The organism is Maritalea sp., assembly GCF_051251695.1.
GTDB lineage: Bacteria > Pseudomonadota > Alphaproteobacteria > Rhizobiales > Devosiaceae > Maritalea.
Map to the genome: position 1 here is coordinate 129,324 of NZ_JBPOEU010000009.1, position 17,041 is coordinate 146,364.

At 48.8% G+C, this 17,041-nt stretch carries 17 protein-coding genes; 7 read left to right on the forward strand and 10 right to left on the reverse strand.

All coding sequences use genetic code 11. The features are described 5' to 3' along the window. Position 1 precedes the first annotated feature (1 nt). Entirely contained in the window at positions 2-1,171 is a 1,170-nt protein-coding gene (locus ACSHWX_RS07270; RefSeq protein ID WP_435667534.1) for a D-alanyl-D-alanine carboxypeptidase family protein, read from the reverse strand. Positions 1,172-1,246: 75 nt separating this feature from the next. Then, positions 1,247-2,380 carry a septal ring lytic transglycosylase RlpA family protein gene (locus ACSHWX_RS07275; protein WP_435667535.1) on the reverse strand — a complete coding sequence of 378 codons (1,134 nt, stop codon included), beginning with the start codon at positions 2,378-2,380 and terminating at the stop codon, positions 1,247-1,249. A 223-nt stretch (positions 2,381-2,603) separates the two neighbouring features. Between ACSHWX_RS07275 and bmt the strand changes: the two genes are divergently transcribed. Genes bmt through ACSHWX_RS07305 form a run of 6 tightly spaced genes read left to right on the forward strand, consistent with a single transcriptional unit; the run spans position 2,604 to position 8,193 of the window. Further along, a complete protein-coding gene (gene bmt, locus ACSHWX_RS07280; RefSeq protein WP_435667536.1) occupies positions 2,604-3,602 on the forward strand; it encodes a betaine--homocysteine S-methyltransferase in 999 nt (332 codons plus the stop codon). Between the two features lie 24 nt (positions 3,603-3,626). Beyond that, entirely contained in the window at positions 3,627-4,316 is a 690-nt protein-coding gene (locus ACSHWX_RS07285) for a corrinoid protein (RefSeq protein WP_435667537.1), read from the forward strand. A 5-nt stretch (positions 4,317-4,321) separates the two neighbouring features. Next, positions 4,322-4,933, forward strand: coding sequence for a DUF1638 domain-containing protein (locus ACSHWX_RS07290; protein WP_435667538.1), 612 nt, complete (start codon positions 4,322-4,324; stop codon positions 4,931-4,933). Further along, positions 4,934-5,230, forward strand: a complete 297-nt coding sequence (locus ACSHWX_RS07295; RefSeq protein ID WP_435667539.1) for a virulence factor — start codon at positions 4,934-4,936, stop codon at positions 5,228-5,230. It begins immediately after the preceding gene. A 14-nt stretch (positions 5,231-5,244) separates the two neighbouring features. Beyond that, positions 5,245-6,150, forward strand: a complete 906-nt coding sequence (locus ACSHWX_RS07300; protein ID WP_435667540.1) for a dihydropteroate synthase — start codon at positions 5,245-5,247, stop codon at positions 6,148-6,150. Positions 6,151-6,156: 6 nt separating this feature from the next. Next, on the forward strand, positions 6,157-8,193 hold the full coding sequence (locus ACSHWX_RS07305; RefSeq protein WP_435667541.1) for an ASKHA domain-containing protein: 2,037 nt from the start codon (positions 6,157-6,159) through the stop codon (positions 8,191-8,193). Positions 8,194-8,204: 11 nt separating this feature from the next. On the opposite strand, the gene folD is transcribed toward ACSHWX_RS07305, so the two are convergent. The 8 genes from folD to ACSHWX_RS07345 form a co-directional block, all read right to left on the reverse strand. After that, positions 8,205-9,107, reverse strand: coding sequence for a bifunctional methylenetetrahydrofolate dehydrogenase/methenyltetrahydrofolate cyclohydrolase FolD (folD, locus tag ACSHWX_RS07310; RefSeq protein WP_435667542.1), 903 nt, complete (start codon positions 9,105-9,107; stop codon positions 8,205-8,207). 10 nt (positions 9,108-9,117) lie between these two features. After that, a complete protein-coding gene (locus tag ACSHWX_RS07315; RefSeq protein ID WP_435667543.1) occupies positions 9,118-9,873 on the reverse strand; it encodes a 5-oxoprolinase subunit PxpA in 756 nt (251 codons plus the stop codon). Then, positions 9,873-10,787 carry a biotin-dependent carboxyltransferase family protein gene (locus ACSHWX_RS07320; protein WP_435667544.1) on the reverse strand — a complete coding sequence of 305 codons (915 nt, stop codon included), beginning with the start codon at positions 10,785-10,787 and terminating at the stop codon, positions 9,873-9,875. The genes ACSHWX_RS07315 and ACSHWX_RS07320 overlap by 1 nt, the downstream gene beginning before the upstream one ends. Further along, positions 10,784-11,470: a 5-oxoprolinase subunit B family protein gene (locus ACSHWX_RS07325; protein WP_435667545.1), complete on the reverse strand. Its 687-nt coding sequence runs from the start codon at positions 11,468-11,470 to the stop codon at positions 10,784-10,786. The genes ACSHWX_RS07320 and ACSHWX_RS07325 overlap by 4 nt, the downstream gene beginning before the upstream one ends. Before the next feature lie 26 nt (positions 11,471-11,496). Continuing rightward, a complete protein-coding gene (locus ACSHWX_RS07330) occupies positions 11,497-13,173 on the reverse strand; it encodes a formate--tetrahydrofolate ligase (protein WP_435667546.1) in 1,677 nt (558 codons plus the stop codon). A gap of 148 nt (positions 13,174-13,321) precedes the next feature. Continuing rightward, complete coding sequence (locus tag ACSHWX_RS07335) at positions 13,322-13,711, reverse strand: hypothetical protein (protein WP_435667547.1); 390 nt, start codon at positions 13,709-13,711, stop codon at positions 13,322-13,324. A gap of 1 nt (position 13,712) precedes the next feature. Next, positions 13,713-15,389 (reverse strand): vWA domain-containing protein, encoded by a 1,677-nt coding sequence (locus ACSHWX_RS07340; RefSeq protein WP_435667548.1) that lies wholly within the window; start codon positions 15,387-15,389, stop codon positions 13,713-13,715. Between the two features lie 28 nt (positions 15,390-15,417). Next, entirely contained in the window at positions 15,418-16,128 is a 711-nt protein-coding gene (locus ACSHWX_RS07345; RefSeq protein WP_435667549.1) for a hypothetical protein, read from the reverse strand. 105 nt (positions 16,129-16,233) lie between these two features. On the opposite strand from ACSHWX_RS07345, the gene ACSHWX_RS07350 reads away from it, so the two are divergent. Next, positions 16,234-16,671, forward strand: coding sequence for a hypothetical protein (locus ACSHWX_RS07350; RefSeq protein ID WP_435667550.1), 438 nt, complete (start codon positions 16,234-16,236; stop codon positions 16,669-16,671). The last annotated feature ends 370 nt before the right edge of the window (positions 16,672-17,041 follow it).

The window sequence follows — 17,041 nt, forward strand, 5'->3', positions numbered from 1 at the left end:
CTTAGAGCCAGCCCAACGCCAATTCCTTGAGTGCGTCAGTCGCGCGCCGAACAATTCCACCTTGCTCAACGGTTTCTGCCGCGTATAGGGGTGAAGACTGGATCAAATTGTCGTCACACCTTACTTGCAATGTAGCGATTTCTTGGCCTTGTTCAACAGGTGGCATCAATGGTCCCTGATAAACTATTTTGGCGCTCAGGCAACGTCGTGAACCTTTGGGTATATAGATGTCAATTCGCCCATCGCCAACGACACCAACCCGCCCAATTTCACCGCCATAAACAGAAACCTCGCCCACAACTTCGTCTTTTTCGAAGGCTTCAAACCGTTCGAAATTGCGTGATCCCCAAGTGACCAGTTTGCGCGCTTCTTCACTGCGTTCTTTTTTTGATTTCATGCCGTGCAGAACAGCAATAAGACGCCTGCCATTTTCCGTGGTACTGGCAACAATACCGTAGCCAGCGGCTTCTGTGTGCCCTGTTTTAAGGCCGTCTACGCCGATACCATCGTCAAGCAACGTGTTGCGATTGCTTTGTTTAATCTTGTTCCACTCGAAATTTGGCTCTGCAAAAATGGAATAATATTCCGGATAATTCTTTATGATATATCGAGCAAGGTTGCCTAAATCTCGTGCGGTAACGCGCATATTTGGGTCCGGCAAGCCAGTTGAATTGGCAAATTCAGAGTTTTTCAACCCGATATCGCTGCCCATTTCATTCATCACCCGAACAAAAGAATTCTCGGTGCCCCCGATGCCTTCCGCAAGAGCAATGCTGGCATCGTTGCCCGATTGTATGATGATGGAACGCAACAGGTTTTCAACCGTCACTTTGGAATTCAATTCGGCGAACATGGTTGAGCCACCAGAGGATGCGCCACCCTCGCGCCAAGCTTTTTCGGAAATGAACATCTCATCATCCATCGCCAATTGACCACGCTGCAACCGCTCGAAAGCCACTGCCACCGTCATCAGCTTCGCCATGGAAGCGGGTTCCATCAATTCGTCAGCGTTTTTTTGGAAAAGCACGGTGCCGGATTCGTAATCCATTAGCACGGCGAATTTTGCTTTGGTTTCAAATTCCAATTGCGCGAACGCAATTGCGCATAGGCTAAGCCATATGAAACTGGTTACACTCAACAAACAAACAACGCGGCGGCGTATTGCCGTCATAAATCCCCTCACCGCCTGATTCACTGACGAAGCGACCAGGCCCAAACTGAATAAACATTCGGCTTTAGAGATTTATTACAACACGAAATCGTTTAGGCCAAGCTGTTCAGCAAGATCATTTACATCTTGACGTGTTACGCCCTGACGCAATTGCTCCAAAAACACTTGTGTCGCTGGCTTGCCATTCACTTTGGTCGCTCGAAGATCAACTATGCCGAGCAACGCGAATGATTGGCCAACCTGGTGAGCAGCTTCGTTAGACTGGAAAATGCCGATCGAACGATCAACCCGCGTCAAAGGACGCTCAATATCGTTTTGCCATTGCTCTAGCGCCATGGAGCCTTTTGCCAACTGCGTCACTGCTTGGTGTGCGTCGTTGACGTAACCAGCACTACCTTTTTCGCTACTCGCGTAAGATGACGTCAAAAGATCGAACGTTCCGTCCGCAAAGCCAGAAGCCTGTTCCAATGACGTGCGTTTAGGTGGTTGAGGCGCCGCTGTTGGTCGCTTCAACTGATCAAGGGACATGCTCGCCAAGCGTGTGGTGTTACTATTGCTATTGAACGCCAAGCGTGTTGCGCCGCGCTCCATATCTGTTTGCCGATTGATACTGGCCACCAAAAAGCGCGTATCGTCGCCATTTAGAGGCGCTCTACCGACATATTGCACACGTACATTGGCAGTGCCTTTTTGCTTTATTTGCAAAACATCTGCAGTACGGCTTGAAAGATCAATCAAACGACCATGAGCAAACGGACCCCGGTCATTCACCCGCACCATCACAGAACTGCCATTACTCAAGTTCGTCACGCGAACATAAGACGGCAACGGAAGAGTTGGATGGGCCGCGCTCAGCGCGTTTTGGTCAAAAATCTCGCCATTGGCCGTTAGACGACCATGAAAATTAGGTCCGTACCAAGACGCTATTCCGGTTTTATTGTACCCGGGCTGGTCCTTTGGATGATACCATTTACCGGCAACTTTGTAGGCTTTGCCAATCTGATTGCGCCCGCCACCCTTTTTAACGCGAGCCCCAGTAGTCAAACGCGGAGAAGCGGATACGCCATATTCTGATGAGGAAAACTTGGTTTTTGTGTTCACCAATGGGTTCGAACCGCCACACGCTGCTAAAGCGGGAACGACAAGTGCCAATGCAAGCGCAAAGCGAGCGCGGTATTTAAACGTCTCAAAAGTCATAGGTGTGTACACAAATTTTCCATCCAATATCGACAATTTTATACAATCGATTAGGGTACTTTGGCTATTTCAGATCACTCACATGGTTGCTGTAACCTTAACATGCGCCTTCTTAACCAGAAATAAGGCGATGATGTGTCATGATTAAGTAAGAATTTTGATGATATAAAGCTTTCTTTATATCCTTTTTATGTTATGACAATTCGAAATTGGAACACAGAAATGGTCAATCATCGTGAATAAACTCCAGAAACTGCTTGATGAACGCGGCATTTTGCTTGCCGACGGGGCCACTGGCACCAACCTGATCCCCATGGGACTTGATTCTGGCCAGGCACCCGAAGCATGGAATTTTGACCATGTTGACCGTATTCAAGCGCTGCACCAATCTTTTATTGATGCAGGGTCAGATATTCTAGTCACCAACAGTTTTGGCGGCACGGCCCGTCGACTTCATTTGCATCAGTTGGATGACCGGGTTGTCGAAGTTAATAAAGCAGCGGCAGAAATCGCCGGTGATCTTGTGGCCAAGTCTGGTCGAGAAATCATCGTGGCTGGTTCCGTCGGACCAACGGGCGATCTTTTGGTCCCCCTTGGCGAGCTGACGTATGAAGGCGCGGTTGAAGCATTTATCGAGCAAATGACCGGTCTTAAGCAAGGCGGCGCTGATGTCGCATGGATCGAAACCATGTCCTCACCAGAAGAAATCGATGCGGCAATTGAGGCGGCTGCTGAAGTTGGCATGGATTATGTGGTGACAGCAAGTTTTGACACCGCCGGCAAAACCATGATGGGATTTGCCCCAGCCGATTTTGGCGAAGCCATGCAGGCTAAGTCTAAACGTCCATTGGCTTTTGGGTCCAACTGTGGTGTTGGTGCGTCTGACTTGCTGGTGGCTGCAATTGATCTTGTGGCCCATTCTGGCGGCATTCCGGTCGTTGCAAAAGCAAACGCGGGTATCCCGAAAATTGCTGGCGACAAAGTTGTTTATTCTGGTTCGCCCGAACTGATGGGTGACTATGCGAAACTTGCAATGAATTTGGGCATTTCCATCATTGGTGGTTGCTGCGGCAACAGCCCGGCGCATGTGAAAGCGATGGCCGATGCCGTTCGTACGCATAATGGTGGCGACGCGCCAACCGCCGAAGAAATCATTGAAACATTGGGGCCGCTTGTGTCGCCACGTTCAGATAAAACTTCTGATCGCAGCAACCGTCGGCGTCGCCGCTCATAAGACTGACAGATAGGGATCAAAAAAATGGCTGATGAAGAAGACGATATCATTCTTTCCGAATTGAGCGATGAAGAACTGTCTGAGCAAATGCAAGACGATCTTTATGATGGGTTGAAGCCAGAGATAGAAGAAGGTGTAAACATCTATCTATCTCGTGGTTGGACGCCTTACGATATTTTGACCAAAGTGCTTGTTGCTGGCATGAAAACGGTGGGCGACGACTTCCGTGATGGTATTTTGTTTGTGCCTGAAGTGTTGTTGGCAGCCAACGCCATGAAGGGCGGAATGTTCATTCTGCGCCCACTTCTTACTGAAACCGGCGCACCTAAAATGGGTAAAATGGTTGTTGGAACCGTAAAGGGTGACATTCACGATATTGGCAAAAATCTTGTTGGTATGATGATGGAAGGTGCTGGGTTCGAGGTGATTGATCTTGGCATCAACACTGACGTTGATCAGTTCCTGGCCGCGATCGAAGAGCATAAGCCTGACATTCTAGGTATGTCTGCATTGCTGACCACAACCATGACCTACATGAAAGTGGTGATCGAAACCTTGAAGGAAAAAGGCATTCGAGATGAGCTAATCGTGATCGTTGGCGGCGCACCTCTTAATGAGGAATTTGGCGAGGCCATTGGCGCAGATGCTTATTGCAAGGACGCGGCGGTTGCAGTGGAAACGGCCAAACGTCTCATTTCACAGCAGGCTGCATAAAGACCATGTCGATCGAAAGCAAATCTACCGCTGTTGGCAAAACAGGCCTTGTGGCCTGTGGTGCATTGGCACGCGAAATTTTAGCGATCCAAAAGCAACTTGGCGACATTCCGTTTGAAACCAAGTTTTTGCCTGCCAGCTTGCACAACACGCCTTTGGATATCCCAAACGCTGTTGATGAAGCGCTGAGCGAGCTTGGCAAGGATTGTGATCAGTTGCTGGTTGGATATGGTGATTGCGGCACCGCGGGGAAACTAGACGAAGTACTTGAAAAACATGGTGCTTCGCGGCTTGATGGCGCGCATTGCTATGCGTTCTTTCTTGGTTTGGACCAGTTTGACCAATTGCAGGACGCAGAACCCGGCACGTTTTATTTAACGGATTACCTGGTTCGCCAATTTGACACTTTGGTGTTTAAACCCCTGGGATTGGACCGGCATCCAGAGCTTTTAGAAGCCTATTTCGGCAATTACACCCGTCTGATTTACATATCCCAGTCTAACGACGCTGCATTGATGGCGAAAGCACAAGATGCTGCGACACGTTTGGGTTTACGTTTTGAACATAGGTCAACAGCATTTGGCCTGTTGGAACCATTTCTAAAAGGGGCGGCGTAAATGTCCATCACGATTATTTATTGGCGCGATATTCCTACGCAAGTAACCCACGGCCGTGGTCGAAAAGGCCTCAAACGGCCCCTCGCCGACCGATTTTTGGTGGCTGTCGACAAAGCCGCAATGGAAAGCGGCGCAGACGACACTGACAGTTATCTAGCAGAATGGCGTCGCGAAGCGATTGAAATTGGTGATGAAGCACCGGCTGATGCGTTGGAGCGCATCGCATCCTCGCTGGAAGAACAGTTTCCAACAAAAGTTTTGGCAGAGATTGCCCGCAATGGCGGCAACAAAGTTTAAAAGGCAAAAACACAATGACCGTACGTACCGTCCTGTCTTCTCCGACCAAAGAAATATCCATCGGGTTTGATCAACCATTTTGCGTAATTGGCGAACGGATCAACCCAACTGGCCGTAAAAAACTTGCTGCCGAAATGAAAGAACACGACTACACAACTGTGCAGGCTGATGCTTTGGCGCAAGTTGCTGCGGGTGCCCATGTTTTGGACATCAATGCTGGTGTTCCCTTGGCGGACGAGCCAAAAATTCTAGCTGAGTGCATTCAACTTGTGCAGAGCCTGACAGACATACCACTTTCAATCGACAGTTCGATCATCGATGCACTTGAAGCGGGATTGGCCGTTTATCAAGGCAAGCCGTTAGTGAATTCAGTCACTGGCGAAGATGAGTCTTTGGAGCGTGTGCTGCCACTGATCAAAAAGTATGGCGCAGCTGTTGTTGCCATTTCAAATGACGAAACCGGCATATCAACTGACCCAGACGTGCGTTATGCGGTGGCGAAGAAGATTGTTGAACGGGCACAAGATCACGGCATTCCAAAAGAAGACGTAGTTGTTGATCCATTGGTGATGCCAATTGGCGCGATGAACGATGCTGGTAAGCAAGTTTTTGCGCTGCTGCGTCGTTTGCGTGAGGAATTGCAAGTCAACACGACCTGTGGCGCATCTAATGTTGGCTTTGGTATTCCAAACCGTCATTTAGTTACCGGTCACTTTATCGCTATGGCCGCTGGTCACGGCATGACATCAGCTATCATGAGCCCATTGCATAAAGAACAAATGGATGCGGTTCGTGCAGCGAACGTGTTGAACGGACTGGATCCAGATTGCGCCGAATGGCTTCGCGCCAATCGTCCGGTTGTTGAAGGTGAAGAACCAGCCGGACGCGGACGTCGTTCTGGCCGTAGAAGACGCGGATAAACTCAAATGAGCGCTCAACAAAAAGACGCCTTGGTTGTTTTCCAACCTTCTGGGCATAAAGGCCGGTTTCCGATTGGAACGCCGCTGCTGGATGCTGCGCGCGATTTGGGCGTTTATGTTGAGAGTGTTTGTGGCGGACGCGGTATTTGTGGCAAATGCCAAGTGTCTGTTGCAGAAGGTAATTTTGCGAAATTTAACATCGATAGTCGCGAAGCTGCCTTATCGGAAAAAGGATTTAAAGAACAACGATATGAGGAAAAACGAGGCCTTGATATTGGTCATCGTCTATCCTGCTCTGCCACTTTGCAGGGCGATGTTGTGCTTGAGATCCCGGATGCGTTTAAAGCTGCCGGACAGACCATCCGCAAGGATGCAGATACCATTGGCATGGTGCGCAAGCCAGCAGTTCGGCTATATTATGTCGAAGTTGAGCAACCGGATATGCACAACCCTTTGGGGGATGCTGATCGATTGTGTAAAGCGGTTTCCGAACAGTTTGGATTGGGCAAAATTACAGTTGCCCATCGGCTGAAAAGTGGATTGCAAAAGCTTTTGCGTAAAAGCGATTGGCAAGTCACAGTTGCAATTCACAATCCAGACTTATGTCCCGAAATAGTCTCGATTTGGCCGGGATATTCTGAAAACGTTTCGGGACTTGCCGTTGATATTGGATCCACCACCATAGCTGCGCATTTAACTGATTTGATGAGTGGAGAAATCTTGGCATCGGCTGGTGTTGCAAACCCACAAATTCGCTTTGGCGAAGACCTAATGTCCCGTGTTTCCTACGTTATGATGAATGATAACGGGCAGCAAAATCTCACAAAATCTGTGGTTGATGCCGTCAACAAATTGATTGATCAATTGTTGGAAACTGCACAACGCAATCGGAACGAATTACTTGATTCCGTTTTTGTCGCAAATCCTGTGATGCATCATCTGTTTTTGGGATGGGACCCAACCGAAATCGGCCAAGCGCCTTTTGCCTTGGTGCAGTCTGAAGCTGTGCATTGTTCCGCATCTGACATTGGTTTGAACCTCGCTGAAGGCGCGTCAGTTTATCTGCTACCACTCATCGCCGGACATGTTGGCGCGGACGCAGCAGCGGTTATGTTGGCCCAGCATCCAGAAACTGAACCTCACCCAACTCTTGTTGTTGATGTGGGCACCAACGCAGAAATCGCCCTTTGGGATGGTAACCAGCTTTTGGCGGCCTCATCACCGACCGGGCCTGCATTTGAAGGCGCAGAAACATCCTGCGGACAACGCGCGGCACCCGGTGCCATTGAGCGTATTCGAATAGATCGCGACACGCTGAAAACGCGCTATAAAATCATTGGCCCGGAAGAATGGTCTGACCATCCTGACTTTGAAGAAAAGTCGAAGGTAACCGGGGTCACCGGTATTTGCGGTTCAGGCATCATCGAGATTATTGGTGAAATGGTGCTGGCGGGAATTCTCGCTACAGACGGCATTATTCGCGCGCCACAAAATGAAGCCGAAGAAGCCGTGCTTAAACCAAATGGCAGAACGTGGTCATTTATTGTGCGCGAAGGTACGCCGCACATCGAAGTCACCCAAAATGACGTTCGGGCAATCCAACTGGCGAAAGCTGCGCTTTATGCCGGGGTGAAATTGCTCATGCAGAAGTCGGGCATTACAAAGGTTGGTGAAATCAGACTTGCGGGCGCGTTCGGCTCATATATTGACCCGGCTTACGCCATGCTTCTTGGTTTAGTGCCAGATTGTGAAGTCGACAAAGTTACAGCAGTTGGCAATGCGGCGGGCCAAGGCGCATTGATCGCCCTACTCGACGTAAATGCGCGGGAGCGTATTGAGCAAACAGTCCACGAAGTAACTAAGATCGAAACCGCGTTGGAAGCTGATTTTCAAGACCTGTTTGTCGCCGCGATGGGCCTACCAAATAGCGTCGACGAATTTGCGCTAACGCGCGAGCACTTCAAAATGCCAGAATTTACGCCGCCAGATAGCGGCGGCGAAAGTGGCCGACCCCGTCGTCGTGGGCGCAACCGTTCTAGGTAAAATCGATGACCTTAAGCTGTTAAATCGCTCGGTGGCTCGATACCGTTTGCAAGGCAAGTCGTGGTGATGGTGTTGGCTAACAAGCATGCGATGGTCATTGGTCCAACGCCGCCAGGAACGGGTGTGATGGCACCAGCGACTTCGCTAACGCCTGAATAGTCCACATCTCCGACCAACCGTGTTTTGCCTTCGCCACGTTCAGGCGCATCAATTCGGTTAATGCCCACATCAATGACCGTTGCGCCGGGTTTGATCCAGTCTTTCTTGATCATTTGCGGGCGTCCAACGGCAGCAACCACAATGTCCGCGGCGGCGCAAATTGCGGCCAAGTCTTTTGTGCGGGAATGCGCGACGGTGACCGTTGCGCTGTCTCTGAGCAAAAGAGCAGCCATTGGCTTTCCAACCAGATTTGAACGACCAACAACCACGGCATTTTTGCCTGATAAATCACCCAGTTCGTCACGTAACAACATGAGACTGCCAAGCGGGGTGCAGGGCACCGGCCCGGGCAAGCCAATTGCCACTTTGCCAACGTTTGACGGGTTGAAACAATCCACATCTTTGGCTGGGCTGAGCGCTTCAATAATTTTGTTTTCATCGATATGTTTTGGGACTGGTAATTGACACAGAATTCCATGCACGTCTTCGCGCTGATTAAGGCTTTCAATCAGGTCCAAAACTTCTTGTTCAGGCACATCTTCGGCTAGCTCATATTTAAATGAGTTCATGCCAACTTCTTGCGTTTGCTTGGCTTTTGAATTCACATAAACTTGGCTGGCTGGGTCATGCCCAACGATAATTACAGCAAGACCTGGTGTTATTCCATGTTCGGATTTTAACCGCTCAACATGTTCTGCAACCCGCAATCGAAGACCGGCTGCAAATGCTTTTCCGTCGATGATCTTTGCTGTCATTTTTTTAACCCTAGTTCTTATTTGCAAATGATTTAACGTCTAAACCCAAAGACTTAACTGTCTCGTTGATGCTTTTCGCCAACGCAACTGCGTGCTCATTGTCACCATGTAGGCAAATGGATTTAGCGTTCAAACCGATTACGTTTCCAGTGATTGTGCGCACTTTTGCATCGCTCAACAGTCGCGTAATATGTTCAATGACTTGTTTTTCTTGTGACAGCACAGCACCTGCCAATGATCGAGATGCGAGCAAACCTTCGTCGGTATAGGCGCGGTCGGCAAATGCCTCCTCCACGTTTTCTAAACCGAGCGCTTTGGCTGCGGCACCTTGATGAGAATTGGCGATCGTCAAAATCATCATGTTTGAACGAAAGGATTTCACCGCCTCGTAGGCAACGTTTGCGAGGTTGCGATCAGCCGCCGTCATGTTGGCCATGGCGCCGTGTAATTTCACATATTGAATTTTTGCGCCTGTAGATCGAGCGACGCCATCAAATAGTTCTAACTGTCGCGTAATTTGATCTCGCCATTCAGCTGACGATAGTTCAAGCGGAATTCGCCCAAAATTTTCTTTGTCTTCAAATCCGGGATGAGCACCAATCGCGACGTTGTTTTCAAGTGCTAACTCAATCGATTGCCGCATTGTTGTTTCGTCGCCCGCATGGCCGCCACACGCTATATTGGCACTGGTGATATAGCGCATCATCGCAGAATCGTTGCCGGTGCCCTCTCCCAGATCCGCGTTAAGGTCTATCCAGTTGGCCATCATTTTACTTCCATTGCTTTGTGCGCCTTTTGCAACGTCGTTGAAATAAACGATATTTCTCGGTTGGGCCGCAACTGAGCTACGTAATCCAAATCCGCATCAATGATGGTTGCAATACGAGGATATCCACCAATCGGCTGATGGTCGCGCATCAATATCGCGGGGGTACCGTCGCCCAAAATTTGAATATCGCCAGGCACAACAGCATCAGAAACGATGTTTTTATGCGCGGAAACGTCAAAGCGGGAGAGCGGATCATTCAGGCGAAACCCCATACGATCTATTGAATTGGAAATCTTAAACGGGGCTTCGAACAAGGATGCCCAAACCTTTGGACCAAGTAGTTCGGCGTGAAGCCCCGGCAAAACTCGAACTAAATTGTCGGGCAATTGAGTATTTTCGACAATTTCAACTTGTCCACTGGGGCGCGGAATGACTTCATCTTCAAAATCAATCTTATCACCAGCCCTAAGTGCGCGTGACTCTAAACCGCCAATTCCTGCCGCCAGATTTGTCGATTTACTTCCCATCATGAGGGGAACGTTTAATGCCTGCGCGAAACGGATATACCCATAGTTTCCAGCCCGTCCAGTGGTGATATTTACTTGATCACCATCCGTGAGGAACAGATGCGCAGGCCAGTTTTTTTCGCTGCCATTGTGCCGAAGTTGAAACTCGCCACCATCAACTGCGCACTCCATTGGAGGGCCCGCATAGGTGAATTCAATCCCTAACATGGAGAACTCGACGACCGACTGACTGCCCTGCCCGTCTAATGCATTGTGGGTTCTAGCAAAGGCCTTTCTGTCCATCGGACCGCTTGCAGATAAGCCAAATTGCAAACCTAGCGCACGACCAGCATCTTGAATTGTTGAGTTGGGCGAAATGCGCAATATGGAGATGGAACCAATCATAGCTGTGTCACCGCCTCAAATTGCACAAGATCCCCCGGGGTTATCAAGATCGGCTGTGCTGCATCTGGAATGAAGTTTCGAAGATTGGTGCGGCCAATCACATGCCAACCGGTTCTAATTGGACGCGAGGTGATTGCTGTTTGCCCTGCGGCAAACAAAATCGACCCGGCGGGCACATTTTCTTGCACCTGAACACGCCGGGGCACGCGAAGTTCCTCGTCATGCAAGCCCAGATACAAAAAGCCCGGTGAAAAGCCCAAAGCCAACGCATGCAATGCGTTTGCGGTGTGTACTTCAACAAATTGGGCAACAGACAGGGACAATTCCTTACAAACCTCATCCAAACACGGCCCTTCTTCGCCGCCATACTTCACTTGGACGTGGTGTGTTTGCACATTTTGATCTGCCTTTTGTGCATCAAACGTGCTCATGAGCATCATAATTTGACCTTTGAGTGTATCAAAGGAGACCATGTTGGGATCATATTGGATAATGACTGAAACTAAATTCGAGCTGCATCCATTTATCTTGTCGTGAAGCTTCTCTTGGCAAAGTTTAGCAAAGGATTGGGCGCGCTTGTTCGCATCAATCGTGAGCTGGCTGCCAAACCGCACCAAGACTGACCGATCACCAAGTGGAATAAGGCGAGCAGTAATTTCTTCAGTTTGAAACTCTTGTCCCACCTTATTCACCTCATTTTCGGTATTGATTAAAACAATCCCTGTATCTCGCCACTTTGATCCAGATGAATCGCTTCAGCCGATGGTTTTCGCGGCAAACCAGGCATTGTCATTATGTCACCGCACACGGCAACAACAAAGCCCGCGCCGGCCGAAAGCCTGACTTCACGCACAGGAATTTCATGTCCGGTTGGCGCACCGCGCAAGTTCGGATCAGTTGAGAACGAGTATTGTGTCTTTGCCATACAAACTGGCAATTCACCGTATCCGGCTTCTTCCCACTCACGTAGTTGTTTTTCAACCTTCTTGTCGACGACAACTTTATCAGCCCGATAAATCTCTTTTGCGATCTTTTCAATTTTGCCGAGTAATGGAAGGCTGTCTTCATAAAGTGGTGTGAAGTTAGCTTCGCCGCCATCAACAATTTCAACAATCCGCTCGGCAAGTGCAACGGTGCCTTCAGAGCCCTTTTCCCAATGCTGGCAAAGGATTGCTTCGGCGCCAACTGAACGCGCGTAATCTTGCACGGCTTGCACTTCCGCATTCGTGTCGGTCACGAAATGATTGATTGCGACCACGGCAGGCACACCAAATTTTTGAATATTCTCAATATGGCGGCCAAGGTTGGCACAACCGCGTGTCAACGCTTCAACGTCTTCGCTGCCCAACGCATCTTTGGCCACGCCACCATTCATTTTAAGAGCGCGAACCGTCGCAACGATCACCACAGCAGAAGGTTTCAAGCCTGCTTTGCGGCATTTAATATCAAAGAATTTTTCAGCACCGAGATCAGCGCCAAACCCAGCTTCTGTGACCACATAGTCTGCAAGTTTAAGCGCTGTTTTGGTCGCAATCACAGAGTTGCAGCCGTGTGCGATATTGGCAAATGGTCCGCCATGAATAAAGGCTGGGTTGTTTTCCAATGTCTGCACTAAATTGGGCTGCATTGCTTGTTGGAGTAAAACCGTCATCGCACCATCAGCTTTGATATCGCGGCAATAGACGGGTGTTTTGTCGTTCCGATAAGCAACTATAATTCCGCCCAAACGATTTTGTAGATCCTCAAGATCGTTCGCTAAGCACAGGATCGCCATGATTTCAGAAGCAACCGTAATATCAAACCCGGCTTCGCGCGGATAACCATTTGCCACGCCACCAAGTGACGCAACGATTGAACGTAAAGCACGGTCATTCATGTCCATCACGCGTCGCCAAGTGATCCGGCGAATATCAACCTTTTCTTCATTGCCCCAATAAACGTGGTTATCAAGCATGGCCGACAACAAGTTATGGGCAGAAGTGATTGCGTGAAAATCACCCGTAAAGTGCAAGTTGATATCTTCCATCGGCACAACTTGGGCGTAACCGCCACCCGCAGCGCCACCCTTCATGCCAAAACACGGCCCCAAGGAAGGCTCACGAATGCAAATGGTAGCGTTCTTGCCGATCTTATTTAGCCCGTCACCCAGACCAACGGTGGTGGTGGTTTTACCTTCCCCAGCGGGGGTAGGATTGATCGCTGTCACAAGGATCAGTTTGCCGTCTTCTTTATCCGCAACTGATTTGATAAACTCGGCGGAAACCTTCGCTTTATCGTGACCGAATGGCAGCAAATGCTCGCTACCAATGCCCAACTTCGCGCCGATTTCAACAATAGGTTTTTTGTTCGCGGCACGCGCGATCTCAATGTCTGACTTATATGTCATGAAATTCCTGTCCCCAGAGTAATCTTGTTATTGTTTTTTTGCGCAGATTAAACGCAAATCCGAGGGACTTGTCCAGACGTGTTTGAGGATAAACGCGATAAGCGAAATTATGCAGGAAAATACCTTGTTTTGACGGTGTTCAGGCCAGCTACCAAGATACCACTTGCCAGCCATCCAACTGCAAAGGCTCACTGGTCAAAAGAACTTTGTGTTGAGCATCAGCGTTGGCGTATAGGCCAGCTACATTGTCTTTTGAGATACGGCCAAATGCTGTCCGAAACAAGATATCTCTTGATCGTAACGCGCTGATATTGCCCAGTGAAACCTTATCGGTTCCTACTTCTATATCAGTGTACCTCGTGCTGCTGACATAGTCATCAATCCACTTTTCCGCATCGCTGAAATGGGCTTTCATGGCGTATGAAGTGTCAACCACCACCAACGCCTGTTTCGGGTTTGTGGTAAAATAGAAGTGCGTGCCGCCCCACGCAACAGCTTGCAACAAAACAAAAGCAACGAATGATTTCAGCCAAGCCAAGTTACATCTCCGAATTCAAAAGATTACCGATGCGGTATGACGCGGAGCCAACACTCGATTCGATGTAGGCGGCTTCTACCAATCCAGCCATTTCTTTTAAGTGATCTGACGACAATTCGTAGGCAATCGCGTGAATTGGAATACGCGCAAACCTAAGCGTTTCTTTGACAGACCCGAAATCCAAACCTTCGTTGGTCTCGCCATCGCTAAGGACGAAAATAACAAGTTTATGGTCTGGGTTGGCTGCCGAAAATGTCAGCAGTTCATTTGCCGCAACAATCACCGCATCGTTGGTGGCTGTCGCTCCCCCGGCGATCAGATTTTCCACGGCACCGATGAACAGTGATTTCTGTTGCAGGTTGAACTGGCGGACCGGCAGATCAATATTTACCGCATTATTGTAGCTCACCAAGCCAATTGCGTTGCCAGCAGCGATCAAATCAGATGAATCGACCAGAGCGTTTTTCAACTCTTTGATACGTGAGCCATCCATTGAACCGGATACGTCTGCAACGAACATTGCCGCAATCGGTTTACCACCGGATTTTTTGTCCTTCCAGAGCTTTTGTGCCTGCTGGATGAGAGAACCGTCAGCGATATCGTAGCCCGATTGGTAAGTACTGTTGTTCCCAAAGCCAAACTTTGAAATCTCACTTTTATTGGCTTCGATAAATGCGTTGAAAAGCGCTAGCACTTCCCGCTCCGCTTCATCCGCTTGCGGCAACGCATAGAGAGGACTATCATGACGAACACCGAACGGCACAAACTCATAGTCAGCCATACCAGTAACGTTTACCCAAGTTTGGTGTTCCATCACCAATGCGTCCAGCACACCGCTTCCAACGGCTGCATCGCGCATTTGAAGCGTGTTTTGAGCGACAAACGGCACGCCAAGTTGGAAAGCTTCGAACGCACTTGCGACATCAGGAGACAAGAACTCAGCCTCATCACCCTGCGCGAATGAGTGCAACACCATCATCAAAAAATTGAGGCCAGTGCTTGACTGATATGGGTTGGTATAGCCCATGGAAAAATCGCCGCTCGTCACCTCGGTCAAAAGCTTCTGCAGGTCGAGCGCGCCGTCAGTGGTGATCAAATCGGTTTTGCTTTTTCGCACAACAATCCCAGCAGTATTGGGCGCGGTTACCGGATTGATTTCATCCACAACGATACCTTGCGACCCCAGCATTTTGCCCCAAAGTTTATTTGACGGTGAAAACGCGTCTGGCACGTTTTGCCCCGCTAGGATGAATTGCGCGCCAAGGCCCGAAGGCATTTTGCGGACAGAAATCGCAGCTGTTTTGCCATTGCCAATTTTTTGGCGTTGGTCGTTAAAGCGCGCGGCGAGATCATTATATAGACCGTCAGTTCCCTTGCCCGATTTCTCCGAACTTGTGAAAATTTCAACGGCCTCAACTGTCGAACTATCAGCGGTACCAACGGTAATTGGGTACTCTTCGATGTTTGGCAAAAGCGATAGCAAGTTCGTTGGCGTCAGTTCGATGTTTGCACGAACGCGATTTTCCTGCCGCGAAGGTTTAATCTGCTCTGCAACAAGCTTTGCGATATTTTCATGCGCCGCTTCGGTGGTTTCAATTGGCGCACCGCCGCAACCTGCCAGCGTTAGTGTGCCCGCAACTAGAGCAGTTCCCAATAGGGCTTTCACAATCTTGTCCATCAAAACAGCTCCTTTGCGCACAACACGCCTAAACATTAAATTTCTTTGCACGGTCGGCTAATTCACGAAGTCGCAATAAAGCGTCGTCGTGTTCTGCCTCACCTTGCTTTTGTATATTGGCCACTTCAACCAATGTTTCTGCCAAGGCAGTCAACAGCGTGCCATTGGCATCAATTATCTCGTCCATCTTGGTTCGCTGCTTCTGTGCAAGTTCCAAACGGCGATCAATCGCTACGTCGCTGGTGCCTTTTTCAGCCTTGGACGTTATCAAGTCTTCACGATTGATACCTGCCACACTTTTCGCAATGACGACCAAATCCGATAGATTTTGTACAACTATGTTTTGCACCCGTTGCGCAATTTCAGCGTGCGAGCTGACCGACATTGGCGAATCTACAAAGCGCTTGGTGATCACCTCATGATAATCATCCACCATACCCAAAAGGCGTTGAGTTTGCTTTGACGCTTCGACCTCACCGATCTCATTCAAGTTTATAGAAATCGTATGGATGTCGCTCAATATCCGTTCGTAATTTGCTTGCTCACGTGCTTCAAGAACCCGTCGCTGGTCACGCTTTTCAAACCCCAGCAAATGGTAACTGAAAGGAACAGCAAAAGCAGATGCGACCGAAAACAAACTAAACCCCGCTATCCAGATGATATCGACCTGAAACCACCAATAGAAAACCGGAATGAAAAGAAGCGAAATCAGTAAAGCCGCTATTGATATGTTGCGCACTATTCGCTTTTCTCCTTTTCCTATGCCTGCCACATATTGGTTGGTTTTGCCCAAAATTCAACCCGCTACCACCAGATCGGCACATCTATTTTCGGAGATACTAGTATGGATATTCAAACAATCTCAATTTATGTCGCAATTTGCGGTCTAATTGCAATTCCCGTGGCGCTACTCGGCATTTGGTTACGATTGCGACAAAGCAACCGCCAACAACGTCTCATGATTTTCATTAGCTACACAAACCGTTTTCGAGAAATTGTTCAGACTGCACCTTTGGAATTTCTCCATTTCGAAAAAGGACCCCCTCCACGCATCGCTAATGCTGAGAACCTACGGACAATACGGCTTTACCTCGACTTATACAGCGAGGAATTTCACTTAAACAAAGCCGGTCATGTTGATGAAGATGTTTGGGTAAATTGGCTGGATGGGATGAAATTCCTGCTGTCTCAGCCATCAATTCAAGCCCTGCTTGAAACAGTCCTGAGCTCTTCATCGCACAATGGCGAATTCAGGTTGTTCGTGGATCACCTAAGGAAATAAACATGGTAGGTGGGTAGGGTAAAACTTCGAACTCCTTGTTTCAAGCTTTGGCGGATTGGGAACAAAACTCAAGTACCAAGATAAAATTTCCACATTGCACTAGATTTTGTCTCGATTGACGAAAGGACTCAGCAGCAACTCTCATCTAAACAACATCAAGCGGAACCAGCAAACCGTCGCCTTCTGGCAAAAGCTCAATAGCTTGGGTCTTCATTTTGGAACGAGCCGCGGAAAACAAGGAAAGCAATCAAACTACCGTACGTCAAGTTGAACTAAAAGGTGTATCCAAACAGCTGTCCGTCATCAAATGAAATGGGTTATTTAGAGCGGTTTGATTACTGGAGGCTCTGGTTCATTTGCTTATTGATTA

What these genes read in the sequence shown, in the direction of transcription:
- ACSHWX_RS07270 (WP_435667534.1), bottom strand. Translation starts at nt 1,171, where the DNA reads ATGACGGCAATACGCCGCCGCGTTGTTTGTTTGTTGAGTGTAACCAGT.
- ACSHWX_RS07285 (WP_435667537.1), top strand. Translation starts at nt 3,627, where the DNA reads ATGGCTGATGAAGAAGACGATATCATTCTTTCCGAATTGAGCGATGAA.
- ACSHWX_RS07290 (WP_435667538.1), top strand. Translation starts at nt 4,322, where the DNA reads ATGTCGATCGAAAGCAAATCTACCGCTGTTGGCAAAACAGGCCTTGTG.
- ACSHWX_RS07295 (WP_435667539.1), top strand. Translation starts at nt 4,934, where the DNA reads ATGTCCATCACGATTATTTATTGGCGCGATATTCCTACGCAAGTAACC.
- ACSHWX_RS07300 (WP_435667540.1), top strand. Translation starts at nt 5,245, where the DNA reads ATGACCGTACGTACCGTCCTGTCTTCTCCGACCAAAGAAATATCCATC.
- ACSHWX_RS07305 (WP_435667541.1), top strand. Translation starts at nt 6,157, where the DNA reads ATGAGCGCTCAACAAAAAGACGCCTTGGTTGTTTTCCAACCTTCTGGG.
- folD (WP_435667542.1), bottom strand. Translation starts at nt 9,107, where the DNA reads ATGACAGCAAAGATCATCGACGGAAAAGCATTTGCAGCCGGTCTTCGA.
- ACSHWX_RS07315 (WP_435667543.1), bottom strand. Translation starts at nt 9,873, where the DNA reads ATGGCCAACTGGATAGACCTTAACGCGGATCTGGGAGAGGGCACCGGC.
- ACSHWX_RS07320 (WP_435667544.1), bottom strand. Translation starts at nt 10,787, where the DNA reads ATGATTGGTTCCATCTCCATATTGCGCATTTCGCCCAACTCAACAATT.
- ACSHWX_RS07330 (WP_435667546.1), bottom strand. Translation starts at nt 13,173, where the DNA reads ATGACATATAAGTCAGACATTGAGATCGCGCGTGCCGCGAACAAAAAA.
- ACSHWX_RS07340 (WP_435667548.1), bottom strand. Translation starts at nt 15,389, where the DNA reads ATGGACAAGATTGTGAAAGCCCTATTGGGAACTGCTCTAGTTGCGGGC.
- ACSHWX_RS07350 (WP_435667550.1), top strand. Translation starts at nt 16,234, where the DNA reads ATGGATATTCAAACAATCTCAATTTATGTCGCAATTTGCGGTCTAATT.